The organism is Aliterella sp. E5.1 (assembly GCF_057473825.1).
Genome location: NZ_JBYCCV010000001.1, coordinates 81,577 through 106,912, shown reverse-complemented (window position 1 = coordinate 106,912; position 25,336 = coordinate 81,577). Strand labels below are relative to the sequence as shown.

The following is a 25,336-nucleotide window of genomic DNA, read 5'->3' as shown; positions in this document are numbered from 1 at the left end:
TAGCCAAAACCAGCTTGCTCCAAACGGTAGATAAAGTCTTCATATTTAGGATTTCAGTATAAGTTGAACGCGAGCAGCAAGATAAGTTTCTAACTCGGAAAGTGGAGCGATACCTTCAGCAAACCCAGCAAAACTGAGCATTGTGGGCAAATTTTCCGCCTCTCGCATTCCCACGGTGGGAATTACGGAGCTTAAAGTTTTTAGGGAGAAGTCATCAGCATTAAATACTGGGTTGCAATGGACAATCGATGTCGTTAATTTTGGATCTAGTTTGCTCCGGTACACCCGCAACACCTCGGCGGCTCCGCAAGGTGGATTGTTCTCCAAACCATCAGAGACAATTACTACCAATTGCGCACCCCATTCTAAAGCATCCAAAAGCGGCGTAGCTAGATCGGTTTGTCCGCGAGGGTTGAGTAATAAAGGCGTTTCTATAGGTGCAGACCAAAAAGCCCGATACTTAGAGGCAGCAGCTTTTAAAAAGTAATGAGCCGCTAAAGCTACCCCAAGAGGACGGCGGCGTTTTTCACCTGAATTCGTAAATTGCCTCTGCTTGGTAGTGCGCTTGTCTAAATTTCTCTAATAGCTCAGTTTTGTAAACTTGCTTTTGCCAATGGCGAAACAAAAAAGTACCGAGTTCCCCTGGTAGCTGTAAGTGAGCGTGAATAGCAATGGCTCGAACTTTTGAGCGATACTTGACGGCATCAAAACTGACATCTCGTTTTTGACAGAGGTAGTCGCGGGCGATCGCTCGACTGCGGCGATTGTTGATACGTTTTTGACGTAGTTGTGCTAATACTTTCCAAGCTCGTTGGGGTGGTAAAGCTTTGAGCGTAGCAGCAATCAGCGCTCCTTCTTCTGCTTTATGTTCGGGGAGGGTATCTTTTCCCGTCGCCAAAAGCTTGAGGATAATTTGCGACTGATTAAAATGATTAATCCCCGCCGCCAGAGTGCGCGCGTACAACAAGCGATAATTGCCGAGAATATAGTCATGCAAAAAGTCTATCGATACTTGCTGCCCGTAAGCATGATCATAAAACTCTTTTTGCCCCGTGCAGGATAGGCACGCATTAATAAACATAACCAAATCTTCTCGCGCTACCTGCTCTAAGCGACTATTCCAGCTAACCACAATTTCTCAAATTTATTAACTAGACTGTTTGGGGAATGGCAGCACGACTAGCTAGGACAGCTTCAGAGACTGGGTTCGGAAATCGCACCAGAGTCCCGCAAACAGCTTGCTCAACGTTAACACGATTTAGATTAGCTCCGCCAAGATCCCTACTTGGCAAGTCCGTGTTCTAGAGCGAAACGCACTAATTCTGTGCGGCTATTTGTCCCAGTTTTACTAAATAAACGGCTGACGTACTTTTCGACATTGCGGACGCTAGTTTGCAAGCGGCGGGCAATTTCTTTATTCATTAGTCCCGTTGTAACTAAATCCAACACGCTTTGTTCTCTGGGTGTGAGGTCAATTTTAAACGGTGTTGGAGTTTGAACGATCGCACTTTTTTGAGTCAAAATTGCTTTAATCTGGGCTATTTGATTAGCTAAATCGGCAATATCTGGGATCTCGCCATTTTCAGTTGCGGTGGAATTTGCGACTACGCGGCGCTCTAGCAAGTTTTCGACAATAGCTACCAATTCGTCAGGATCGAAAGGCTTAGATAAATACGCATCGCACCGCGCTTGATAACCTTGAATGCGATCGCCTGTCATGCCTTTAGCGGTTAAAAATATCACCGGAAGGGCTTTAAACCGAGGATCGTCGCGTAATTGCTTGAGAAACTGGTAGCCATCTACTTGCGGCATCATAATGTCGGAAATTACCAAGTCTGGGGTATTTTGTTGCATCAACTCCCAGCCTTCACGAGCATTACTAGCTACTTGGACGCTAAAGCCGCTTTCGGTCAAATAATCTTTGACAGCTTCGCGCAATCCCGGCTCATCATCTACCAATAATAGTTGTGCTGACGACATTAATTAGGTTTCCTCTAGGATATTTTTTAATTTAACGAAAGTTTGCAGGTAGTTGCGATCGCGTGGGTGTTTAAAAAGTCTTTTTGTTGGTAGTTCATGCTTTATATCCCTCTTTTTATAAATTTAGGAGGAGCGCCTTTATCTTACAATTTACACACCATCCCTTTTGAAAAATCTTCTAAGGATCGGGTGGTGGGATAAAAGGATCTGGAGCAAAAAAGTTATCGCCACCAAAACTACGACAATACCAGATAGCTAATTCTCTTGCATATTTAAGATGTCTTAAAGCAATGGGGTGTTCGCCTGTATAATCGTGGGCGGCTTGATTGCCAACTCGGCGAATTTCCTGAAATATTCTATGAATATCGTCGGGAAGATAACCCGTATTATGAAGGCGATTGAGCAAATCTAGTTGGGGTTCATTAGGAATTGCGTATAACCCAACTTTTTTGGCAACTAATTGAGCTAATAGTTCGCCAAATTGCCGCAATTTCATTAAACAAGTAATAGGATCTTTGGTGTAATACTGCTCGGCTAAAGTTGCTAGGTTTGCTAGTTGCGGCTCGTAAGTTTGTAGAAAAGCAAAGTTACCTGAATTACTGGCATTTTCTCGAAAGCTACGCGACTGAAATTGTTTTAATTGAGCGAGGGTTTTATTGTAGTTATCCCAGTCTTGTTTGGCGCTAAATTGGCTGGCGGCGGTTTGGCGATCGCTAATCGCTTTTGACAATTCTTCTTGATGGGCGTAAGCTTGAGCGCGACTTAAATAGGCTTCGGGGTAATCGGGTTTAATTTTTATCGCTTGAGAAAAATCAATAATCGCATCTTGATAATTGCCCATCGCACTGCAAACCTCACCTCGCCCTACATAACTCATCGCATCTTGAGGATCGATTTGTAAGGCTCGATCGAGATCGGCACTCGCTCCCCAAAAATCGCTAATTTGCAAGCGCAGTTTACCTCGGTTGCGAAGCGCGATCGCATTATCAGGATTTTGTTGCAAAGCGTGGCTAAAATCAGCGATCGCTCCTTGCTTGTCGCCCATTTTACTTTTCACCACCCCCCGACAACAATATACTTGCGCGTCTTTGTCATCTACCTTGATTGCCCAATCTAATGCTTGCAGCGCTCCCGCGCAATCTCCCATTTCCGCCTGCTGGAGAATCTGAGCTAATAATTGCTCTTGAGACAACATTATCGGTTGTTGTGGCGGCAATTGCGGGGCTTTCAGTGCCGAAAATTGCAATTTTTCAATCTTTTGCAGGCAAATACGGCAATTATCGGTGTCTTTTGCTGGCAAATATAATTTTGCAGCTTGCTTAAAACTAGCGACGGCTGCTTGAGTCATCGTTAACTTTTCTTCGATTATCCCTTTTAGTTGATGAGCGGGAGCATAATTAAAATTGCGGCTAATTGCGGCTTGGATATCTGCCAAAGCACCAGGGAGATTTTTCAACTCCAAGCGCCCAAAAGCACGAGCGTAGTAAAACTCCATCCGTTCGCGATCGCAATTGAGTGCGGCGGTGTAATCAAAAACTGCCTCGTGGACAAAGCCTAGTTTTAAGTAAGCTAGTCCTCGACGATAATAAGCATCGGCTAAATAAGGATCGAAAGCAATGGCTCGGCTAAAAGTTGCGATCGCACCTCGATAATCTCCTTGATGCGCTTGTTCTTTGCCTCGTTCGAGATAAGATGGCTCCATAATTGGCGCTTGTTGTAGTAGTACCTACTATATCTCAGCAATCTGTGGTAGCGATTTTGTTAGCCAAGCAAGGTGCTTAGGCAAAATTGATTGCGAAAATTGCACCTAACTATTTTATAACAATGCTTCCCACCAATGACGATGGGTGAGATACCATTGGACAGTACGACGCAAACCGTCTTCCATAGTTGTTGTAGCTGTCCAACCTAGTTGATTTTTGATTTTACTTGCATTAATTGCATATCTAAAATCGTGTCCTGGTCTATCTTGAACGTAGGTAATTAATTTATTACTAGGATGTACAGGTATCGTAGCCAATTCATCCATTAATGTACATATTTTGTTAACTAAATCGATATTTGTAATCTCATTATTGCCACCAATGTTGTAAGTTTCGCCAGGCTTACCGCGCTCAATTACCGCATCTATTGCCGTACAATTATCGCCTACATAAAGCCAATCGCGGATATTTTGTCCATCACCATAAATAGGCAGACTTTTACCCTGCAAAATATTGATACAAATTAAAGGAATTAACTTTTCTGGGAACTGAAACGCACCATAATTATTAGAGCAATTAGTAACAATTGTTGGCAAGCCGTAGGTGTGAAAATAAGCACGTACTAAGTGATCGCTGCCAGCTTTAGAAGCAGAATAAGGACTATTTGGAGCATAAGGAGTAGTTTCAGTAAAAGCAGGCTCAGCAAGGCTCAAGCTACCATAAACTTCATCGGTAGAAATATGCAAAAATAGAGGCTCATTTATAACTTTTGCCGTTTCTAAGTATTGATGGAAAGCCTCTAATAAGGTAAAAGTTCCGACTAAATTGGTTTGAATAAAAGCCGCAGGTTGAAGTATAGAGCGATCGACATGAGACTCCGCCGCAAAGTGAACGACGAACTCAATATTTTCTGATATTAGTAACTTGTCTACAAGAGCGCGATCGCATATATCTCCCCGCACAAAGGAAAAATTAGGGTTTTGCTGCAAAGCTTGCAAATTCTGCAAGTTTCCTGCGTAAGTAAGCGCGTCTAATACAACAATGCGATCGCACGGATAAGCAGCGCCCCAATAATGCAAAAAATTTGTGCCAATAACCCCCGCCCCGCCAGTTACCAATAACCGACGCATTTATTTTTAGCCTCTCTAAAGTTTGTTATTCATTAATTCAGCTATTTCAAAAGGCATCTTTAGGTCTTTGAGAGTTGCTTGCTGGAGGGGCGCTCAAAGGCGTGGTTGTTGATTCGGGGGAGGGAGTAGGCTGTTGCGTACTCTCTGGGGAAGGTGTCGGTGTAGATTCAGGAGTGCTAGTTGCTGGCGAAGATGTGGGCGTAGGAGTGCTAGTTGTCGCTGGCAAAGGTGTAGATTCAGGAGTGCTTGTTGTTGGCGAAGATGTGGGCGTAGGAGTTGGCTTTGCTTGGGCGCATTTACTAGCAAGGTAATCAAACTCAAGCCGAAAATTGTAATTAGTAGTTTTGCCAGTTTTAGCAAACTCGTAATTTTTCACGTAATTTTGCGCTTGCACAACATCTGGCTTGCCATTTTTGATAATCAAATTAGGTTCAGATAGTCTTTTACCCTCTGGGTTAACTACTACACCCACCACTGCGTAATCACCATCTAAAGAGCGATCGCAAGTTGTTAGTTTACTGCGAATTTGTTTTGTACTTGCATCGGGGTTTTGAGCTTGGACTATTGCTTGTTGTTGTTTAAATTTATCTAAGTTATCAAGGGCGGTTTTTGTTTCCTCTGATGGTTCGTAAGATGGATTGCGGGTTTGTCCCCTTAAAGCAGCAGCTATTTCTTGACGGCTCATGGAGCGAGTATTTGGTGATGGTGTTGCTTGGCTAGAGCGCCCTCTCAGTGCGGCGGCAATTTCTTGACGGCTCATAGAATGAGTATTTTGTGGTGTAGTAGCCGCCCTTGAAGGAACATTATTCCTCATACTATCGCGCATTGCTAATAACTCTTGTTTGCCTTTTTCTGGCAGTTTGTTGGCTGCTATTGGTGGGTTTGCGGGAGTGGTTGAAGTAGGTTGTTGCGTTTGTGGGGGCGGCGTAGCGGTTGCGATAGTGTCATCAGAGGGTAAAGTGCGATCGGGAGTCAAAGGCGTATCTGGCAAGCCGTTATTTGGTGGTACAACAAAAGGTGGTGCTTGAGGGATAGGTGCTTGAGGGGTAGAACCTACTGGGTAAGAATTAGGTTGGTTTCCTGAAGGTATGGCAAAGGAGGTAGTTGGTGGTGGTGGTGGTACAGGTCCTTGATAAACTTGTGGAGGTGCAGAATTTTGAGTGGGAGGAGTGTTGTAAATGGGCGCACTACCCGGCGGTAGTTGCAATGGTGGCATTACGCTTGTTTGATAAGGTGGTGCGGGCGGTAATGGTGGCAACTCGGTTAGTTGCGAAGCAAAAGGCGGTAGCGTGTTGTCTAGGGGAGTAGAAACTTGGGGGAGACGGCTTTGCTCTTGGGGGGACAAGTCTACAAGCCCGATAGTTCTTTGGGATGGCGGTTCATTAGCTTGGGAGTCGATGGTTAATCCGGGCAAAATCACCCATAGTAATCCATGAATGCCTAGGGAGGCTAGTACAGCTACACCAGTTGTAGATAGTAGTTTTTTGTTAGCAGCGTCAGACATAAAATATTTTTGAGTTGTGAGCGTTTTTTAACTTAATTTTCGGGCGGAAAAAGAATGATTGGAGGGTAAAACCATCCTATTTTAATCAGCAACAATATACTTGCGTTAGCGATCGCAAATTAAGAAAATTTAGTAATTACCTCGACTTGTGACTTGCACAATTAAAATCGAAAAGTAGGGCAACTGCAAATTTGGGCGATCGCGTAAGCTATTATAAATTACCATTTCTGGTTGAGTGGCTCGTTCGACAACTCGGCTGCGTTCTAGTAAATTACGTTGGTTTAAGATTTGCCATACTTGTTCGTATACGGAAGCAACTTTCATTAGCACGACTACATCTGCCCAGTCTAGTACGGCTTCTAGTTCTTTGATTTGATATATTGCTGGCAAAACTACTAATTTTTCTGAGGCTATTGTTAACGGCAATCCCAATACTGAGGCGGCTGCCATGGGCGAACAAACTCCAGGAATTGATTGTACTAAAGATTCAGGATGAATTTGCTGCAAGGTTTGTGCCAGGTAACTAAAAGTGCTGTAAAAACTTACATCTCCTTCACAGACAAAAGCAACATCTTCTCCCTGTTGCAAATACTGCCAAACTTGCTCGGCGGCGTTTTGCCACGCAGATTTTAGCACTGCCTGCTCTTGCACGTAAGGAAAATTTAAGGCTAGTTGCTGCTGATTATGGTTCATCCAAGGCGCTACAATTTGTTGAGCGATGCCGAGTTTACCTTTTATTCCTGCCGGAAAAGCAACTACTTTAGCTGTTTGGAGAATTTTTAGCCCCTTAACTGTAATTAATTCTGGATCGCCCGTACCGACGCTAATTCCGTATAAAGTGCCAATTTTCACGATAATAGTAGTCTGAAATTTTTATTATTGGCATATTTTCGAGCTTAAACCTAATGTTGCCTACAGTTATTTTGCCTGGATACTTGGAAAGTGCGATCGCTTATTTGCCATTGCAACAAGCTTTACAGCAACTCGGTTTTCTCACATCCACCGTACCATTACGCCGCCGCGATTGGCTGCCTACTTTGGGGGGACGACCTGTAACGCCGATTTTGCAGCAACTCGATTCCACGGTAAAGCTGGCTTTGGAACAATCGGATACCGGACAAATTAATTTAATTGGTCATTCGGCAGGAGGTTGGATTTCCCGAATTTATTTAGGAGAAAAACCTTATTTAGGGCGCAAAGAAATCCAGTCTCAAGCTCTTTGTCATGCTTATCCTTATGTTGCTAATTTAGTTACTCTTGGTACGCCGCACGTTAGTCAAGAGCGGTGGACGCGGTGGAATTTGGACTTTGTGAATAACAACTATCCCGGCGCTTTTTATCCTAGCGTCCGCTACATTTGCGTAGCGGGAAAAACTATTTTTGGCGAGTACTTTTCAGGTAAATGGCTGGCTTACAGTAGCTATCAGCAAACTTGCGGCGTGGGAAATACTTGGGGAGACGGGATTACGCCCATTGTGGCGGCTCACTTGGAGGGGGCGGAAAATATAGTTATTGAAAATGTTTTTCACTCGCCGCGCTCGTCGGGACTTTGGTATGGATCTCCAACAGTTTTACCCGCTTGGGTGTCTTATTTGAGTTAAGTTTGTCCTTTGGTATGAGATACACAAATTGGCGATCGCGTTAAAATTGTAAACAAAACTATACATTTAGCAAAATCGCCCCCTTAAATATGATTTCTACTTACGATTTCAGATTGCGGCGGACAGCCACTATATTATCAGTAGCGATTGTAACTTTAAGTGCGATCGCGGCAATTACGGGAATATTGCTATCTTTTTACTACGAACCAGCTGCAGGCGGTGCTTATCAATCGCTCAAGTGGATTGATACAGAAGTTACCAATGGTTTATTAATTCACACGCTTCATGACCAAGCGGGAACCTTACTCATAGGCGTGAGCTTAATCCAAATGATAGTAATGTTTCTTGGTAGACAATTTCGCTCTAGCTGGTTAACGGCTTGGGTGAGCGGTATTTTGTTGATATTGACATCGATTGGTCTTGCTTGGACGGCAATTATTTTAGATTGGAGTCAAGAAGGTTACTGGCGCTTTCGGATTGAATTAAGCACTATTGAGGCAATTCCGCTAATTGGTTCGACGCTGAGAGATATATTAGTTGGTGGCGGGGCTTTAAATACAACCACCGTAGAGCATCTTTACACTATTCATAGCTACTTACTATCGGCTGGAGCAATATTGCTATCGGTAGTCCATTTGTGGAGCATATTGAAGCAAGAGAAAGAGATGAAAGGAGAGATTGCTCCTGCACCAGAATTACCAGCATCCAAAGAAGCTGAATTTAACGTAAGATAGCGGGCAAAGTTACACCTAACGGGCATCTCCAATTAAGATAAATGGCGACCAATACAAAGGATGCTTGTCAATCAAGCTCAAATTTTCCTGACGTGCGATCGCTAATCAAACCCTAAAACAATATTTAAGGCTTGCTGATCTGCTGCCAATACTCATTTTCCAACGTTCCAGCCCTAGTTAGCAATCTCTGACAACTGACTGCGCGGATCTGACCCACATCTAGAAACCGATCTCGATCTAGACCATTTTCTGGGGAAGCTTGCACATTAACAGCATAAGGAGCTTGCTTGCTGCCAGGGCGAAATGGTAAGAAAATGGTTACTTCTCCATACTGATTCATCGTATTATTTTGGAGGATTAAGCAGGAACGGGTCTTTTGTACTTCTGCTCTTACTGTCGGATTCATTTCTACCCAGTAAATTTCTCCTCTACGATAAGTAAGTCTACCCTTCGGTATTTTCTAACCCATCGGCGATCGCAGCATCCCAAACTTGAATCTCCGCTAAATAGTCAGGATCGGAGCAGTCCTCTTGAAGCGCCTTAATTAATTGAGCTTCAATGGTGCGTTTGCGTTCTTGTACAAGTAATTGGTTCAAATACTCACTGCGATTACCCCCAGCTTGCAAGTCAAGGAACGCGACTAATTGCTCGTCCAAAGTTATAGCTATCTTTTGCTTCATATAAATTTCTGCTATAGGATATTTTTATCCTACTAAAACCTATGGCACTTTAAGCATACCTGTAGCAGCTATCCTGTAGAGCGATCGCTCTGTGAAAAAGTTGTAGTTCGCTAATGGTAGAGTTGGGCATTATTCCAATTCAAGGTTGAGCAGAGTCTTCTAGGAACAGTAAAAATGACGAGATTTTAATTGCTGTCTTTAAGGTTCTAGTTGAGATTGAGTAGTTGCTTTGGATTGTCTCAAGAGGTGAGATTGCGAGTGACAATAATGATAAGCACCATTTGGACTGATGACTCCAATCGCAGTTGTTACATAATGTTGTACCCAAAATACAAAAGCCCAAACTCTGATACTTGAAGGGACTCTGATTGATACTTCTCTATAACCACTTTTTGCTCTCTGTTCTTCTACACGAATTTTGAAAAGCTTACTTACTTTAGTAGGATATCCTTATATAATTCAAACGCATTAATAAGCTTAATCAGTAATTAGCTCATAAGTAATGTAATTTATTATACTTATTTTACCTGTACCATTGGATTTATTGATACGCTTACGAGGCAGAAAATTAGGGGACTGATAGGATAAAAGAAAGTAATAAAATAATGGCTCGATGTTTTAACTTATGGCTTTAAGCAATGTCCGCGATTTATATCAGCAGGTAATTTTAGAACACTACAAAAAACCGCGCCATAAAGGGCAAACAAGCCCCATCCACCGCCAGCAACGCGGACATAACCCTTCTTGTGGCGATACGATTGAACTAACCGTACAGCTAAACGAGACGGGCGACGTAATTGAGGATGTAAAGTTTGAAGGCGAAGGGTGTGCGATCGCTATGGCTTCAGCAGACTTGATGGCAGATGCTTTACGCGGTAAACAAATAGACGAAGCTTTGGCAATGGTGAAACGCTTTCAAGGCATGATGAAAGGTGAAGACGAGTTTCCCAAAGAATTAAGGAAACTAAATGTTATGCAAGGCGTAGCTCAATTTCCTGTCAGAATTAAGTGTGCTAATCTCTCTTGGCATACAATCAAAGCTGCTTTGGAAAACGACCAAGCAGAAGCTATTAGCAACGAAAGCGAGTAAATTAAGTCAATGCCAACTACTGCTACTTTTCTTACTGTCGCTCAATGGGCAGGTATTATCACCCTATTCTGTGCTTTTTTAGCAGTGTTAGGTTTTAGTTTCAAATGGGCTGCTAGATTTCAGCTAGTCGGCGTTACAGGCTTTTTTGGCGTACTGACGGGCGGATTATTTGCTTTAAGCTTAGTCCCCATTAGTCGCACATTAGTACCGGGGGCGGTCAAATTTGATAGAGTGTACGACGGTGGCGCAAATCAAGCAGTGATCGCTGTAGCACCCACCATTACCGAAACAGAGCTAGAAGCAACCTTGCGCCAAGCCGCCGGAAACTTGTACTCTTATGGTCGATTGGGGCGAGATGAAGATAAACTAATTATCCGCGCTAGAACGATTATCCATCCCCAAAAAGGAATGTCTAAGCCGCTATATATCGGGCAAGTCAAGCGGAGTCTTGTCAATAAAGAAGACCCCCAAATGCAGATTGAGATTTTCCCCGACAAATTTGCTCAATTACCCAAACCTGATGCCTCGTAAAAGTCGATGAACCAAGCCTCAACTTCTCCAATTTTTACTCTTAGTGTCGCCCCAGCTAAAGTATTACGCGGCGAACAACTGCTAGAACAAGCCGGAAACGCGATCGCACGTCTAGGTAAACGTCCTCTCATTGTAGGGGGCGATCGCACTTTAAAAGCTACGCTATCGCGCTTGCAGCCCGTTTTAGCAGCCCAGCAACTAGAAGCAACTACCGCGAGTTATGGTGCTGATTGTAGTGAGGCGGGTTTGGCTACTATGCGCCAAGCCGTGAAAACCCATCAAGCAGATTTTATTATTGGTGTTGGTGGTGGTAAGGCACTAGATGCGGCAAAGTTATTAGCGTATCAGTGTCATGTACCTGTAGTAACAATTCCCACCAGTGCGGCGACTTGTGCGGCGTGGACGGCATTATCTAATGTTTATTCTGAGCAAGGAGCATTTTTGTACGATGTTAGTTTGGAAAATTGCCCCAATCTACTCTTGCTCGACTATGATTTAATTGCAACGGCTCCTGCTTACACATTAGTAGCAGGAATTGGAGATGCGATCGCTAAATGGTACGAAGCTTCGGTTAGTAGCAGCAATTCTGAGCAAACTTTGATTGTGTCTGCCGTGCAGCAAGCTAGAGTATTACGAGATATTTTGTTTCAAAAATCTGCCGCCGCCTTGCAATTCCCCGGTAGCGCTGTATGGAAAGAAGTTGTAGACGCAACGGTATTACTGGCGGGAGTAATTGGCGGACTTGGAGGGGCGGAGTGTCGTACTGTAGCTGCCCATGCCGTGCATAATGGCTTGACTCACTTACCCGTACATAGCAGCATTCACGGCGAAAAAGTTGCCTATGGAATTTTGGTACAGTTGCGTTTAGAAGAAATGGTACAAGGCAATCAATTAGCTGCTACGTCTCGCCAACAGCTATTAAAATTTTATGCAGATATTGGGTTGCCGCTAAAACTAAGCGATTTGGGACTAGGAGACATTAGTTTAAAAGAGTTAGAACAAGCGGCAGAATTAGCTTTAGCGCCAAAGTCTGACATTCATCGCTTGCCTTTTAAAGTCGCAATAGAACAACTCTTAGCGGCAATGGTTTCTACCACTGCGCCTACTAATAATAAAGACTCCCTCAACCATGTCTGCATCAATGAGGAGGTCAAGAAATGAGTTTAAGTTGGATTAGTCCCGCCGATCGCATTCAATCCTTACCGCCTTATGTGTTCGCACGTTTAGATGAATTGAAGGCTAAAGCTAGAGAACAAGGTTTAGATTTAATCGACCTTGGCATGGGCAACCCCGATGGCGCTACACCCCAGCCGATTGTAGACGCGGCGATTGCAGCAATGCAAAATCCGGCAAATCACGGCTATCCTCCCTTTGAAGGTACGGCTAATTTTCGCCGCGCGATTACTAACTGGTATCACCGCCGCTACGATGTCAAACTCGATCCCGATAGCGAAGCCTTGCCCTTAATTGGTTCTAAGGAAGGATTAACTCATTTAGCGATCGCATATATCAATCCTGGTGACTTAGTTTTAGTCCCTAGTCCCGCTTATCCTGCTCATTTTCGTGGTCCTTTGATTGCTGGCGGCAAAGTTCACAGCCTGATTCTCAAGCCAGAAAATGATTGGTTGATCGATTTAGCCACGATTCCTGACGCTGTTGCCGAACAAGCAAAGATTCTGTATTTCAACTATCCTAGCAACCCTACTGCCGCCACTGCTCCCCGCGAATTTTTTGAGGATATTGTTGCTTTTGCCCGCAAGTACGAGATTCTGTTAGTTCATGACTTGTGTTATGCCGAATTAGCTTTTGATGGCTATCAGCCTACAAGTTTGTTAGAAATTCCGGGCGCAAAAGATATTAGCGTTGAGTTTCACACTCTATCTAAGACCTACAATATGGCTGGTTGGCGAGTAGGCTTTGTTGTAGGCAATCGCCACATTATTCAAGGATTGAGAACGCTAAAAACTAACTTAGATTACGGCATTTTTGCGGCTTTGCAAACCGCCGCCGAAACTGCGTTGCAACTCCCCGACTCTTATTTGCACGAAGTCCAAAATCGCTACATCCGCCGCCGCGACTTCTTGATTTCTGGGTTAGGCGAATTAGGCTGGAATATTCCTAAAACCAAGGCAACAATGTATTTATGGATTCCCTGCCCAGTGGGGATGGGTTCTACAGATTTCGCGCTTTTGGTATTGCAGCAAACTGGAGTAGTTCTTACTCCAGGAAATGCTTTTGGAGTTGCCGGAGAAGGTTATGTCCGAATTAGCTTAATTGTCGAATGCGATCGCTTGGCGGAAGTTTTGCAGCGTTTTAAACAAGCCAATATCTGCTACTCGTTAGTAAATATTTAGTGCTATTAGTTGTACTTAGATAAAAAGATAAAACGACTAACATCTGATACTGGACATCTAGCGAGAGTAGCCAAATTTACCTTTCTATCTTTGTTATTGGTAGTATCCACGTAGGTATAAGCTAAATCGATATTGCGATCGTTAACTTTTACACCCCAGTAAGATTCGTAGCCTACAGTTCCTGCCGAGACAGAATTTATTTTTAGAGCTTTAGGGACAGTATCGGCGCAAAGTTCGCAAAATTGATAAATAGTTTGACCTTTTTCGAGGCGAGATACCGCATCTATTGCTTGCTGCTTGCTCGTATAGGCGCATTGATCTGCATATACTGCCGATTCTACCAGAGCAAAACCAATGCCCAGAGCCACTACTTTGAACAGTTTTTCTACTTTCATAACGTTACCTACAATTAATTTTTTAAGACTACAACTAATAAGTTATAGTTCCAAAAACATCAATTTATAGTCCGTTTTAATAGATTTTTACTGAATCTAAAAATTTACAATAAAATTATCCTATCTCGCCTACGCTAACAGCTAAAGTCATCTCTAGCTAACTAATAAAACTTTTACAATCAGTCTAATTAGTTAAGTTCCACACTTAATTAGACCGGAAGCTAGTCGGCTTTAACTATCAACAAGCGGGTTGCAACTCTGGGCAGAATTTAATACCTAAAAATGGTAGATGCGCTGCAAGAAACTCCAAAGCGATCGCCTTTCCTTTTATTCATCCCTTTCCAACTTCATAACTTTCTTTAGCTGGAGAAGTTTCTGGAGTTATTGCCACATCGCCAAACCAAATTTGGATTTTTGGACCTGAAGGCGCAATTCGGACAATTACCCCATCTATAGCTGGTAATTGAGAAATACGTTGCTCATTTATATAAGTACCATTAGCACCCTTACTAATAATTTCCCAATTTCCGTTACTTTCTCGTAGTTCAACGTGCAAGCGTGAAACTACAGAACTATACAACACGACTTCATTATCTGTTGCTCTGCCAATCCGAATTAGAGATTTGTTATTAAATTTCCAACCTTGCATTGGAGTAGAGTCTTGGGGATGCAAAAGCATTAATGTAATCACGTTGCTAGTATTTTAAAAGTTACTAAGAAATTTGAAATAAGAAAGTTACCAAATCTCCTTTACCCAGAGCAATGCGATCGCCTGCACGCAAGCGATGGCGATTGCCATGAGGCAACGGGAGGTTATTAACATAAGTGCCGTTAGCACTGCCTACATCTTCAAGATAGTAAGTATCACCTTCTACTCGAATATCGGCATGAACTCGCGAAACAATTTCTGAATTAGGAAAGCCAGAAACATCTACATCTGGCGGAATGCGATCGTTTTGCTTGCCAATGTGGACTACCGATAAATTTGGCGGTAATTCCATTAATGTATCAGTTTGAATATGCAGCAGTCGCGCTTTTTGTTGCTGCAATTGAGTTGTGGAACTTAGATTAGGAACCATTGCCTTCACTTGGGGTGCTACTGCCGGTTGAGCTACAGACATAACTTGCTCCTCGACTGGTGGCATTAATGGTGGTTCTGGTGCTGCCACAACTGGTGAAACTGACGCTTCCGTTGCTGGCAGCATCGCTTCAGTTTTATTGCTGGCGACTAAAGGCTCTGGTTGTACGAGGGGTTCAGGAGCCATTAGATCGGGCATGGGTAAGGAAATATCTGTAGCAACACTTGGTTCTACTTCTGTTGCTTCACTTGTTGCAGCAACAGAAGTAGTCAAGTTGGAGCCGCACTGACCGCAAAAAGTCGCATCAGCTTGAACCTCTGCCCCACAGTTGGGGCAATTTGTCATGCTTGGTAAAGGAGTATAGCAAGCCTCGCAGGATTGCGCGCCTTCGGGGTTGGAGTGATTGCAGTTAGGGCAGACGATCATAAATGGGAGGTGAAGAAAAGAACAACTTTCGCTTATTGCCGGGGAGAAAGAGAATCTTCCTACCCCATTTAAGTTTTAGCCTGAGAATTTACCAAAGATGGTAATAATTATTTTATTATGAGGTTTCTGAGGGCAATTCATGACCTGCCGCTCGATCGAGGAGCCACCATAGCGTCCCTTGCGGTTGAATTAATCGGCTGGGGTAGGTATCAGCGTTCGCAACGGGAGCAAAAATTTGTGCCAAAGCCGCTCTTTTACTTGCGCCAGCAACTAAAAACATCACGCAACGAGCTTGATTAATTAGCGTGTATGTAAAGGTAATTCGCGGCTGCCCGTCTTTATTACCTACAGTAACCGCGCGATCGCTTACTTTCAAGGCGGCGGTATGGGGAAACAACGATGCTGTATGAGCATCATCGCCGATACCGAGCAAAATTATGTCAAATACTGGTAGTTCTCCAGGGGAAACTTGAAAAAACTTTAGTAGTTCTTGCTCGTATATGCTTGCAGCTACGGCGGGATCGGCTTCACCAGTTGGGATGGGGTGAATATTTGCAGCCGGGAGCGGGACTTTGTTCAACCAAGCAGTGCGTGCCATCAATTGATTGCTATCTGGATGGTCTGGCGGTACGTAGCGTTCGTCGCCCCAAAAAATATGAATTTTGTCCCAAGGTAGCGACTGCTGAGAAATCGCTTCGTACAGGGGTTTGGGCGTACTACCACCTGCTAAGGCGATCGCGCACGCTCCTCGTTCTGCAATAGCTGTATGAATGCGATCGAGAGTAATTGCTAAACTGCGTTCAATTAGCGACTCTAAATCTGGTAATACTTCAACTATTTTTTTCATTTCTTGCTCATCACTACTCATCATTTAGCAAGACCTACCGAAGTTACCACATTTTAAGTTCTCTTTAATTAGGTGGCAATTTTCTATTAGTTTACTCGTAGTTACAATAGCAAAAATTTCTAAGTTATTAACACTTAGCTTCATCATGCAGCCGCCCAACATTGTCAATAGACGCTTAATAATTTTTACTCGTTATCCAGAGCCAGGAATTACCAAAACCCGCATGATTGGCTTATTAGGAGCCGTAGGTGCAGCAAAGCTCCAGCGCCAAATGACCGAGCATACTCTAGCGCAAGCCCAACTATTGCAAAACTTTTATCCTGTCTCTGTAGAAGTGCGTTTTGCTGGTGGCGACAAACAATTGATGCAAGATTGGCTAGGTCAAGATATTGAGTGTCTGGCGCAAGGAGAGGGCGATTTGGGTCAAAAAATGGCAAATTCTTTACTCTTTGCCTTCCAAAATCAAATAGAATCAGTAGCAATTATTGGTAGCGATTGCCCTGGACTAACGCCTCAATTGATGGCACAAGCATTTCAACAACTGCATCAGGGTAGCGCTCTAGTGGTGGGTTCGGCATTGGATGGGGGTTACTACTTAATTGCTATGAGTAGATTTATCCCAGAATTATTTGTAGGTATTAGTTGGGGAAGCGATCGCGTATTGCAACAAACGGTAGAAGTCGCCCAAAAACTTAATTTGGCAACTACTTATTTACCGCCTTTAGCAGATGTAGATCGCCCAGAAGATTTGCCTATATGGGAGCAAATACAGAAAGAATGTTAACTTACTTTACGGTTTTTCTACGGTACGATAGAACCGCTCTGTCACACGCTAGTTATCCTCATGTCGGCAACCTTAGTTACGGTCGAAACTACTACTCAGCTTACAGACGATCTGATTATTCAGCCGCCTGCTGCGGGAGTATCTTTGCAAGGTCAAATCGAAGTCCCTGGCGATAAATCCATCTCTCACCGGGCTTTAATGTTAGGTGCGATTTCTCAAGGTGAAACTCAAATCCAAGGTTTACTTTTAGGTGAAGATCCCCGCAGTACCGCAGAATGCTTCCGGGCGATGGGTGCAGAAATTTCTGACTTAAATACGCAAATGGTGCGCGTCCAAGGTATTGGATTAGGACAACTCAAGGAGCCTGTAGATACCTTAAATGCTGGTAATTCCGGCACTACTTTGAGATTAATGCTAGGGCTACTAGCATCCCATCCAGGGCGACTATTTACAGTTACAGGAGATAGCTCGTTGCGATCGCGTCCAATGTCTCGTGTGGTTAAACCCTTGCAGCAAATGGGTGCAAATATTTGGGGACGTGCGGGCGCCTCTCTTGCACCTTTAGCTGTCCAAGGACAAACTCTCAAGCCTATTCACTATCAATCCCCCATTGCTTCGGCTCAAGTTAAGTCCTGCATTCTGCTAGCGGGATTAATGACTGAAGGACAAACGACTATAACCGAACCTTCGGTATCGCGCGATCATAGCGAACGAATGTTACAAGCATTTGGAGCGCAGCTTACTACCGATCCCCAAACTAAAAGCGTAACGATTACTGGGGGAGCTACCTTGTACGGTCAATCAGTAGTTGTCCCTGGGGATATTAGTTCGGCGGCTTTTTGGCTCGTAGCTGGCTCCATTGTCCCAGGCTCAGAAATTTTAATTGAGAATGTAGGGGTTAATCCCACCCGCACTGGGGTTTTAGATGCCTTAGAAATGATGGGCGCTGATATTAGCCTTGAAAATCAGCGCGTGGTAGCTGGAGAGCCTGTCGCCGATTTACGGGTACGTGCAAGTGCTTTGCATGGTTGCACAATTTGCGGGGATTTGATTCCCCGTTTGATTGATGAAATTCCGGTACTTGCTGTAGCTGCGGTTTTTGCATCGGGGACGACGATAATTAAGGACGCGGAAGAATTGCGAGTAAAAGAAAGCGATCGCATTACGGTAATGGCAAATCAGTTAAATAAAATGGGCGCAAAGATTGCTGAATTGACCGATGGGATGGAAATTACTGGCGGTACGCCTCTAACAGGCACAGAAGTTGAAAGTCATGGCGATCATCGCATTACTATGAGTTTAGCGATCGCCGCTCTCAACGCCAAAGGCAAAACTACAATTCATGGTGCGGAGGCGGCGGCTATTTCTTACCCTACGTTTGTTGCTACTCTCAAACAAGTCGGCGGCGAATTTTAAAATTTATAAAAATAACTATGGATGTCATCCCAGCAATTGATTTATTAAATGGTGCGTGCGTGAGGTTGTACCAGGGAGATTATGCGCGATCGCAAGTTTTTAACGACAACCCTGTAGAAGTGGCTTTGCAGTGGGCAGAACAAGGCGCTACTTTGCTGCATATTGTTGACTTGGATGGCGCAAAAACTGGTCAAGTAGTCAACCATCAAGCGATCGCCCAAATCGTTAAAGCTGTACCTATAAGAGTTCAAGTAGGTGGTGGATTACGCGATTTTTCTAGTGTCGAGCAATTATTAAGTTTGGGCGTACATCGAATAATTTTAGGCACTGTTGCTGTAGAACAACCGAAGCTTGTAGCCGATTTATGTCAAGCCTTTCCTAACCAGATTGTTGTGGGTATAGATGCTCGTAATGGTAAAGTTGCAACTCGTGGCTGGCTAGAAACTTCCGAAGTTTTAGCCACCGATTTAGCTCAGCAAATGCAAGACTTGGGCGCGGCTACAATTATTTACACAGATATTCATCGCGACGGTACATTGCAAGGACCAAACTTAGAGGCATTGCGCGGACTCGCCGCCGCTATATCTATCCCAATTATTGCTTCTGGTGGGGTGAGTTCAGTTACCGACCTCCTCAGCCTACTCGCATTAGAACCCCAGGGGGTAAGCGGTGCGATCGTGGGACGCGCTTTATATACTGGCGATATCTCCCTCAAGCAAGCAATTCAAGCGGTGGGACAAGGACGCTGGCAAGATATCCCGCCAGACTTAGGTTCTTCAGCTTTTGCTTAAAAATTAGAACTATAGGCAAGAGCAGGTTAAAACAATTTTTTAACCTGCTCTTGCCAAAACTGCCTACTTATTTTTTATCTGAGTCTTTGCCTGTTCGATCGCAATTTCTTTTACAGTTTGGTAAGAGTTAATATTTGCTGCGCCTTCAATTGCTTTTACTGCCAAATCTTGTACTTGTTTGAGTGCAGACTCAAGCTGTTTTGCCAATCCTTGAATTCGCGATTCTTGATTTTGAATTGTTTGTTCTAGTAAAATTAGGGAACTTTGTTCTGCGTACAGAACAAATGTACTATCAAGATTTATACATAAAGTCAAGGTACAAAAACATTATTTCTTCACAACCAAAGAAAAAACTTATATGTCTCATCAAAGCGGATAATAACGATAGTGCAAAAACAGGCAAGTAGTTTTTCATTCATGATTACCCGCGAACTGACCAAAAGTCCTCCTAGGGCAGAAATCGGACAAATGAGCCGCGTTTTAGTAGTAGAAGATGAAGAACTGATTAGGGAAATGCTTATTTTGGGCTTGGAAGGCGAGGGTTACACGACTTCCACCGCTACAGATGGACGTACAGCTTTAGCTCTGTTGCAAAACCCCGAACCGAACTTTGGCGAGCTTCCCTTTGACTTAATAATTTTAGATATCATGCTGCCCCAAGTAAATGGTATGGATATTTGCCGTTTACTGCGCCACCAAGGAAATCCCGTACCCATACTAATGTTGAGTGCCAAAGGCAGCGAAATCGATCGCGTTTTGGGCTTAGAAGTTGGTGCTGACGACTACCTAACCAAACCTTTTAGTATGCGAGAATTAATCGCCCGTTGTCGCGCTTTGCTGCGCCGTCAGCGTTTAGGCGGTTTACCTCAATTGCCTGTATTGCAGTTTAAAGACATTGCTCTTTATCCTCAAGAGTGTCGGGTAATGGTGCGCGGCGAAGAAGCTAATCTTTCACCAAAAGAATTTCGCCTTTTAGAATTATTTATGAACTATCCGCGCCGAGTATGGTCGCGAGAGCAGTTGCTAGATAGAGTATGGGGAGGCGATTTTGTGGGGGATAGCAAAACTGTAGATGTGCATATTCGTTGGCTGCGAGAAAAATTAGAAGTAGATCCAAGTCATCCAGAATATGTTGTTACGGTACGGGGGTTTGGTTATCGGTTTGGATAAGGAAAATGTCCAGGGTTAGAGTCAGCCAATAAGCTAAAATTGTTGTATTCCTAGCAAAAATCGTTAAGCTGATACCTAAGAGCTTAATAGTGCCTGTGCTTCCATTTTTCCTTGGGTTAGCAGTCGCAATTGGATTTTGGTTTTGGCAACAAATTCGACTTAAACGTAAATTGCGACATTTACTTGCGACTTTCGACACTGAAGTCTCTGAAGTGTCATTGCCTTTAATTCCCCGCTTGCGGCGAGAAATTGCGCTGCAAAACCAGCGCCAGCAAGAATTGCAATCCCAGCTACAAACTTGGGAAACATTGCTCGACTCAGCACCAATCGGATACTTGCAAGTTGATGAAGAAAATCAATTGCTATGGTGCAATCAGCAAGCCCAGCAATTATTGGGATTGCAGAAATGGGAACCAGGACAAGTGCGCTTGTTGCTAGAATTGGTGCGCTCTTACGAATTAGATCAGCTAATTGAACAAACCCGCGATCGCCAACTGCCCCAAATGCAAGAATGGGTACATCATCCAGATTGCGCTGATGCCGCAGCGATGAGCAATGTGCAAAAAATCAGTTTGCGCGCTTCTACCTTGCCTTTACCCCAAGCCCAAGTTGGTGTATTTCTCGAAAATCGGCAACCCATGGTAGAAATTATTCAGACGCGCGATCGCTTAGTTTCTGATTTAGCCCACGAATTAAAAACACCCCTGACTTCTATTCGCTTAGTAGTTGAGACTTTACAGCAGCATATAGATTTGCCGATGCGGCGCTTTGTCGATCGCTTACTACCAGAAGTTGACCGCTTAATTAGTTTGGTGCAAAATTGGCTAGAAATCACTCATTTAGAGCTAGAACCTCACAAAAAGTTAAATCTGCAACCTATAGAATTACAAAGTCTAATTTACTCTGTCTGGCAAAATCTAGAGCCTCTAGCCCAAGCTCATCATCTCCCGCTTTCGTACTCCCAACCATATCCCGTATGGATTCGGGCAGATAAATCTCGGCTAACTCAAGTATTTTTAAATCTACTCCACAACAGTATTAAGTACAGCCCCGCCCAAGCTACTATTTACGTGGTTATCAATTTGCTACCTACAAAACAAAACCCTAAAAAAGTCCAAATTAATGTTATTGATTGCGGTGTAGGTTTTCCCCTGGCAGATTTGCCCCATGTTTTCGATCGCCTGTATCGATGCGAAACAGATAGAACTCGGCATTCTGGAGACTCTATAAATTCACCGATCATTAATGGTAGTGGCTTAGGTTTGGCGATCGCCCAGCAAATTATTCTTGCCCACGGCGGTACAATTAAAGCTAAAAACCACCCCGATACTGGTGGTGCGTGGCTACAAGTAGAATTACCTGAAGTTATAGCTGATACTGAGTAACTAGAACTATATTAAACAAAGAGTTCTGTAACTGGTTGCAACCAAAAGTCGATAGTGAATAATGCCGTTTCCGATCGCAATTTTGAACGACCTCACTTTCAACGCCGTATCCGGCGTTTAGAGCGCGATATTTTACGCATGGGTGCTTTGGTCGAAAACTCCTTTCGATTGAGCCACCAAGCTTTATTTGCTCGTAATTTGACTGCTGCTAAACAACTCCCCTTACTTGATAAACAAATCGATCAGTTTTATCGACACATAGAGTTAGAATGTGCCGCTTTAATTACTTTAGAAGGACCTGTAGCCCAAGATTTGCGGCTTTTGAGTGCTTTTATGCAGTTAGTACGAGATTTAGAGCGAATTGGCGATTATGCTGAAGATTTAGGAGAAATTGCCCTAAAAATTTTTCCCTACCCTCCTCATAACTGCCTCCCTCAAATTGAAACGATGTCTCATCACGCTCAGGCAATGTTAGCGACAAGCTTAGTGGCTTTAGCAGATTTAGATGCTCAAGCTGGGCGATCGGTAAAACGGTTGGATGATGCTGTAGACACGGCTTATAAAAGTCTCTATCAAACTTTAGCCAACGAACGCGATATCAAAGGAGTTGTAGAGCCAATTTTGCTATTAGCATTAGTTATTCGCCATTTGGAGCGGATGGCAGATCATGCTACAAATATTGGTCAAAGAGTATCGTACATAGTCACAGGACAAAAAGGTTGAGTATAGATATGCTCTTGAATAGTTAGCAAAAGTTTTTTAAGCTTTGCTTAGAACTAAGCAAAAAGTACCAACCTTTAAGAAAATCTTACCTATTCTTAAACTTGCTGTTCTAATATTCAGGGGGCAATCAATCTATACAACGCTACTTTCCTGTGCCGCACTGAAAAACAATGACATTTAGAAGTATTGGGTTAGCAATAGAAGAATTACTCTATAGTCTTACTCTCATACATTCTAATTAGGCTTGTAATTTTGGTTGTAGACAACCTAGAAACTCACGACTACCTCCTTAGAAAATTGTCTCAAAATTTAGTTTAGTTAAACTTTTTAAATAATTAAGTAATAGGGTAGATGTATCAATAGCGGTTTTAACATATGGCAATTTCTGCTTTAAATTCAACCTTACCCTCTATGCTGACGCAGCGAATATTTAGTCGCCGCGAGATGATCCCACCACGTCAAGACATTTTATGGAAAATCGACCGTGGAGCAGTTAGAACTTACACTTGGAGCGAACAAGGCACGGTGATTGTTCTAGGATACTGGGGTAAAGGGGATGTAGTCGGTCACTCCTTATCACGGGTTAATCCTTACCAAATAGAATGTTTAACCAGTGTAGAGACAAGTCTCCTCCCTATTAAGTTCTGGAATGAAGCAATGGAAGCGATGCTTTCCCATATCCAACAAACTGAGGAACTTTTGAGCATTATTCATCGCAAGCCTGTATCTCTAAGGTTGTGGCAATTTCTAAACTGGCTAAGTCAGAAATTCGGTCGCGATGTAGATCGAGGACAATTAATTGATATAACAATAACTCATCAGGAAATAGCTGAAGTTATTAATACAACAAGAGTATCGGTAACTAGAATGTTACAGCAATTCGAGGAGGAGGGAATACTAATACGCCACCAAAGACAATTAATCATTCCTTTGGTAAACAACCAAAAAATTAAGTTTAGATGAAGCGTGAAAAATGTATATCTTTGTGTTGACACATTTAAGCAAAAGATTTGTATAATTGAACTTGAGGTTCGAACGAAAGTAGCAACAGTGCAAGTCAAAAAGCACATTACTACAACTATTATCTAAGGTGTGAGTGAGAGGAATATATGTCGAAAGTTTTTTGGAATGCGCTTAAACTAAGTCCAGTTTTATTGGGAGCTACTCTACTTGTAGCCAGTCGCGCTCAAGCTGCGGAATTATCTGCCGCCGACCTAGCCCCAACCCCAAGTGTAGCTACAAGCGAAACTCTACAGATTCAACCAGTTGACAGCAAATTAGTAGCAGTAAATGCTCCCGCAGCTACTACAGAAGTTGCACCAATCAATCCTGCAACTCAAGAAATTATTGAATCAGCACCAGTAGTTGTAAGCCAAAACGCTCCAACTGCTCCAACCAGCGACAACCTAGCTCAAGTAACTTCCGTTTCTCAGCTATCAGACGTACAACCTACAGACTGGGCGTTTCAAGCATTACAGTCTCTAGTTGAACGTTACGGTTGTATTGCTGGTTATCCCGATGGTACTTATCGCGGCAACCGCGCCTTAACTCGTTATGAATTTGCAGCAGGCTTAAATGCTTGTTTAGACCGCGTTAACGAACTAATTGCTACTGCAACGGCAGACTTAGTAAGACGCGAAGACCTCGCAACCTTACAGCGCTTGCAAGAAGAATTTTCTGCTGAGCTTGCTACCTTACGCGGTCGTGTAGACGCTGTAGAAGCCCGGACTGCGGAACTAGAAGCTAACCAGTTCTCCACTACAACCAAATTAACTGGAGAAGTTGTTGCGGCTGTTTCTGATGCTTTTGGCGATCAGCGAGTTGATGGCACAGATCTAGAAACAGATACCAACACTACCCTTAGCGCTCGCGCTCGTTTGAACTTCAATACAAGTTTCACTGGTAGAGATTTACTCAGAACTCGTTTGCAAGCTTCAAATATTGGTACCTTTAATACTGGTACTCCTATGACCCGCTTAGGGTTTGAGTCGTCAAATCCTGATAACCGATTTGAAATAGACGACTTTTTCTATCGTTTCCCCATCGGTGAGAGATTCCAAGCGCAAATTGACTTTGCTAATACTGAATACAACGATAACGTCTATACCTTCAACCCAGCTTTTGAAAGTAGCGGACGCGGTGCAATCTCTCGCTTCGGTCGCTTTAACCCCATCTATCGTGTAGGTAGCGGTGCGGGACTAACACTCAACTTCAACCCCAATGGACCAATTGGCGCATCAGTAGGTTACATAGCAAATACTGCAAATAATCCATCTGATGGTACAGGCTTATTTGATGGTTCTTTTGCTGCTCTTGGTCAAATTGCATTCCGACCCAGCGAAGCAATCAACATTGGTTTGACCTACGCTCGGACTTACGATAAAGGTAATGGTGATCCTGCGACGCAGGGGGGTGTTGCCGGAGCAGGTGCTGTAAGTTTATTTGATGGTACAGGTAGCACTCTTGCTAATCGACCTTTTGGTAACGTACCTACAGCAGCTAATCACTATGGTGTACAAGCTAGTTTCCGCGCTAGTGACAGGTTTACACTTTCTGGTTGGGCTGGACTTACAGACGCAGAAGATAAATTCCGGGGCGGCGACATTAGTGCAACTGCTTTCAACTACGCAGTTGCTCTAGCCATCCAGGACGTTGGTTCAGAGGGTAGCCAACTTGGTTTAATCTTCGGTCAACCCCCAAGAGTTACGGACAACGATTTGACCGTAGCTAATGCTGGTATTGCTGGTGGTGGTGGTGAAGACCCAGACACTTCCTACCACATCGAAGCACTTTACCGTTTACAACTCAACGATAACATCGCTGTTACCCCTGGTTTGTTGGTAATTCTAAACCCAGAACACAACGATGCTAACGACACAATCTATGTAGGAACCTTGCGTACTACATTCACGTTCTAGAAATAGTCAATAATTAATGTAAAACTCGCCTCTGCTAAATTAGCAAAGGCGAGTTTTAATTTTGGGCAAATTGCCCAAAAGCGATCGCAATTAAC

At 43.5% G+C, this 25,336-nt stretch carries 25 protein-coding genes and 2 pseudogenes; 14 read left to right on the top strand and 13 right to left on the bottom strand.

The genetic code is table 11. The features are described 5' to 3' along the window. Positions 1-45: 45 nt before the first annotated feature. The 6 genes and pseudogenes from AC2VE5_RS00530 to AC2VE5_RS00505 all read right to left on the bottom strand — a co-directional run bounded on the left by AC2VE5_RS00530 (position 46) and on the right by AC2VE5_RS00505 (position 7,169). A pseudogene (locus AC2VE5_RS00530) lies at positions 46-1,135 on the bottom strand (hypothetical protein). A gap of 146 nt (positions 1,136-1,281) precedes the next feature. Beyond that, entirely contained in the window at positions 1,282-1,980 is a 699-nt protein-coding gene (locus AC2VE5_RS00525; protein ID WP_486885826.1) for a response regulator transcription factor, read from the bottom strand. 178 nt (positions 1,981-2,158) lie between these two features. Beyond that, on the bottom strand, positions 2,159-3,682 hold the full coding sequence (locus tag AC2VE5_RS00520) for a tetratricopeptide repeat protein (protein WP_486885825.1): 1,524 nt from the start codon (positions 3,680-3,682) through the stop codon (positions 2,159-2,161). A gap of 114 nt (positions 3,683-3,796) precedes the next feature. After that, positions 3,797-4,813 carry a dTDP-glucose 4,6-dehydratase gene (rfbB, locus tag AC2VE5_RS00515; RefSeq protein WP_486885824.1) on the bottom strand — a complete coding sequence of 339 codons (1,017 nt, stop codon included), beginning with the start codon at positions 4,811-4,813 and terminating at the stop codon, positions 3,797-3,799. 46 nt (positions 4,814-4,859) lie between these two features. Next, positions 4,860-6,317 carry a hypothetical protein gene (locus AC2VE5_RS00510; protein ID WP_486885823.1) on the bottom strand — a complete coding sequence of 486 codons (1,458 nt, stop codon included), beginning with the start codon at positions 6,315-6,317 and terminating at the stop codon, positions 4,860-4,862. Between the two features lie 129 nt (positions 6,318-6,446). Continuing rightward, positions 6,447-7,169 carry a precorrin-2 C(20)-methyltransferase gene (locus AC2VE5_RS00505; protein WP_486885822.1) on the bottom strand — a complete coding sequence of 241 codons (723 nt, stop codon included), beginning with the start codon at positions 7,167-7,169 and terminating at the stop codon, positions 6,447-6,449. Positions 7,170-7,222: 53 nt separating this feature from the next. Here AC2VE5_RS00505 and AC2VE5_RS00500 point away from each other — a divergent pair, with 53 nt between their 5' ends. Both AC2VE5_RS00500 and AC2VE5_RS00495 read left to right on the top strand, forming a co-directional pair. After that, a complete protein-coding gene (locus tag AC2VE5_RS00500; RefSeq protein WP_486885821.1) occupies positions 7,223-7,918 on the top strand; it encodes an esterase/lipase family protein in 696 nt (231 codons plus the stop codon). A gap of 89 nt (positions 7,919-8,007) precedes the next feature. Beyond that, a complete protein-coding gene (locus tag AC2VE5_RS00495; protein ID WP_486885820.1) occupies positions 8,008-8,652 on the top strand; it encodes a cytochrome b N-terminal domain-containing protein in 645 nt (214 codons plus the stop codon). Between the two features lie 124 nt (positions 8,653-8,776). Here the strand turns inward: AC2VE5_RS00495 and AC2VE5_RS00490 are convergent, their stop codons facing one another. Together AC2VE5_RS00490 and mazE are read right to left on the bottom strand one after the other, a co-directional pair. Next, positions 8,777-9,058, bottom strand: coding sequence for a type II toxin-antitoxin system PemK/MazF family toxin (locus AC2VE5_RS00490; protein ID WP_486885819.1), 282 nt, complete (start codon positions 9,056-9,058; stop codon positions 8,777-8,779). Positions 9,059-9,095: 37 nt separating this feature from the next. Further along, a complete protein-coding gene (gene mazE, locus AC2VE5_RS00485) occupies positions 9,096-9,332 on the bottom strand; it encodes a type II toxin-antitoxin system MazE family antitoxin (protein ID WP_486885818.1) in 237 nt (78 codons plus the stop codon). 625 nt (positions 9,333-9,957) lie between these two features. Here mazE and sufU point away from each other — a divergent pair. The 4 genes from sufU to AC2VE5_RS00465 are packed head-to-tail and all read left to right on the top strand — an operon-like array spanning position 9,958 to position 13,307. Further along, the gene (gene sufU / locus AC2VE5_RS00480) at positions 9,958-10,422 is read left to right on the top strand and encodes a Fe-S cluster assembly sulfur transfer protein SufU (RefSeq protein WP_486885817.1); all 465 of its coding nucleotides are present in this window, start codon (positions 9,958-9,960) and stop codon (positions 10,420-10,422) included. Between the two features lie 9 nt (positions 10,423-10,431). Then, positions 10,432-10,953 (top strand): DUF2518 family protein, encoded by a 522-nt coding sequence (locus AC2VE5_RS00475; RefSeq protein ID WP_486885816.1) that lies wholly within the window; start codon positions 10,432-10,434, stop codon positions 10,951-10,953. Positions 10,954-10,959: 6 nt separating this feature from the next. Then, positions 10,960-12,114, top strand: a complete 1,155-nt coding sequence (locus tag AC2VE5_RS00470) for an iron-containing alcohol dehydrogenase (RefSeq protein WP_486885815.1) — start codon at positions 10,960-10,962, stop codon at positions 12,112-12,114. Beyond that, entirely contained in the window at positions 12,111-13,307 is a 1,197-nt protein-coding gene (locus AC2VE5_RS00465) for an aspartate aminotransferase (protein WP_486885814.1), read from the top strand. The genes AC2VE5_RS00470 and AC2VE5_RS00465 overlap by 4 nt, the downstream gene beginning before the upstream one ends. Positions 13,308-13,312: 5 nt before the next feature. Here the strand turns inward: AC2VE5_RS00465 and AC2VE5_RS00460 are convergent, their stop codons facing one another. The 4 genes from AC2VE5_RS00460 to pgl form a co-directional block, all read right to left on the bottom strand. Continuing rightward, the gene (locus AC2VE5_RS00460) at positions 13,313-13,702 is read right to left on the bottom strand and encodes a hypothetical protein (RefSeq protein WP_486885813.1); all 390 of its coding nucleotides are present in this window, start codon (positions 13,700-13,702) and stop codon (positions 13,313-13,315) included. Positions 13,703-14,033: 331 nt separating this feature from the next. Beyond that, positions 14,034-14,393, bottom strand: coding sequence for an FHA domain-containing protein (locus tag AC2VE5_RS00455; protein ID WP_486885812.1), 360 nt, complete (start codon positions 14,391-14,393; stop codon positions 14,034-14,036). A gap of 22 nt (positions 14,394-14,415) precedes the next feature. Continuing rightward, positions 14,416-15,207, bottom strand: a complete 792-nt coding sequence (locus tag AC2VE5_RS00450; RefSeq protein ID WP_486885811.1) for a double zinc ribbon and FHA domain-containing protein — start codon at positions 15,205-15,207, stop codon at positions 14,416-14,418. A 115-nt stretch (positions 15,208-15,322) separates the two neighbouring features. Continuing rightward, on the bottom strand, positions 15,323-16,054 hold the full coding sequence (gene pgl / locus AC2VE5_RS00445; protein WP_486885900.1) for a 6-phosphogluconolactonase: 732 nt from the start codon (positions 16,052-16,054) through the stop codon (positions 15,323-15,325). Between the two features lie 142 nt (positions 16,055-16,196). Between pgl and AC2VE5_RS00440 the strand changes: the two genes are divergently transcribed. Genes AC2VE5_RS00440 through hisA form a run of 3 tightly spaced genes read left to right on the top strand, consistent with a single transcriptional unit; the run spans position 16,197 to position 19,045 of the window. Beyond that, positions 16,197-16,838, top strand: coding sequence for a TIGR04282 family arsenosugar biosynthesis glycosyltransferase (locus tag AC2VE5_RS00440; RefSeq protein WP_486885899.1), 642 nt, complete (start codon positions 16,197-16,199; stop codon positions 16,836-16,838). 60 nt (positions 16,839-16,898) lie between these two features. Continuing rightward, positions 16,899-18,254: a 3-phosphoshikimate 1-carboxyvinyltransferase gene (gene aroA / locus AC2VE5_RS00435; RefSeq protein ID WP_486885810.1), complete on the top strand. Its 1,356-nt coding sequence runs from the start codon at positions 16,899-16,901 to the stop codon at positions 18,252-18,254. Positions 18,255-18,271: 17 nt separating this feature from the next. Continuing rightward, entirely contained in the window at positions 18,272-19,045 is a 774-nt protein-coding gene (gene hisA, locus AC2VE5_RS00430) for a 1-(5-phosphoribosyl)-5-[(5-phosphoribosylamino)methylideneamino]imidazole-4-carboxamide isomerase (RefSeq protein ID WP_486885809.1), read from the top strand. Between the two features lie 63 nt (positions 19,046-19,108). Here the strand turns inward: hisA and AC2VE5_RS00425 are convergent. After that, positions 19,109-19,294 (bottom strand): annotated as a pseudogene (locus tag AC2VE5_RS00425) (hypothetical protein); the annotation flags it as partial. Positions 19,295-19,462: 168 nt separating this feature from the next. Here AC2VE5_RS00425 and AC2VE5_RS00420 point away from each other — a divergent pair. The 5 genes from AC2VE5_RS00420 to AC2VE5_RS00400 all read left to right on the top strand — a co-directional run bounded on the left by AC2VE5_RS00420 (position 19,463) and on the right by AC2VE5_RS00400 (position 25,241). Beyond that, positions 19,463-20,215: a winged helix-turn-helix domain-containing protein gene (locus tag AC2VE5_RS00420; protein ID WP_486885808.1), complete on the top strand. Its 753-nt coding sequence runs from the start codon at positions 19,463-19,465 to the stop codon at positions 20,213-20,215. An 89-nt stretch (positions 20,216-20,304) separates the two neighbouring features. Beyond that, positions 20,305-21,600 (top strand): sensor histidine kinase, encoded by a 1,296-nt coding sequence (locus tag AC2VE5_RS00415; protein ID WP_486885807.1) that lies wholly within the window; start codon positions 20,305-20,307, stop codon positions 21,598-21,600. A gap of 54 nt (positions 21,601-21,654) precedes the next feature. Next, positions 21,655-22,323 carry a phosphate signaling complex protein PhoU gene (gene phoU / locus AC2VE5_RS00410; RefSeq protein ID WP_486885806.1) on the top strand — a complete coding sequence of 223 codons (669 nt, stop codon included), beginning with the start codon at positions 21,655-21,657 and terminating at the stop codon, positions 22,321-22,323. A gap of 375 nt (positions 22,324-22,698) precedes the next feature. Continuing rightward, positions 22,699-23,286, top strand: coding sequence for a Crp/Fnr family transcriptional regulator (locus tag AC2VE5_RS00405; RefSeq protein ID WP_486885805.1), 588 nt, complete (start codon positions 22,699-22,701; stop codon positions 23,284-23,286). Positions 23,287-23,432: 146 nt separating this feature from the next. After that, the gene (locus AC2VE5_RS00400; RefSeq protein WP_486885804.1) at positions 23,433-25,241 is read left to right on the top strand and encodes an iron uptake porin; all 1,809 of its coding nucleotides are present in this window, start codon (positions 23,433-23,435) and stop codon (positions 25,239-25,241) included. The last annotated feature ends 95 nt before the right edge of the window (positions 25,242-25,336 follow it).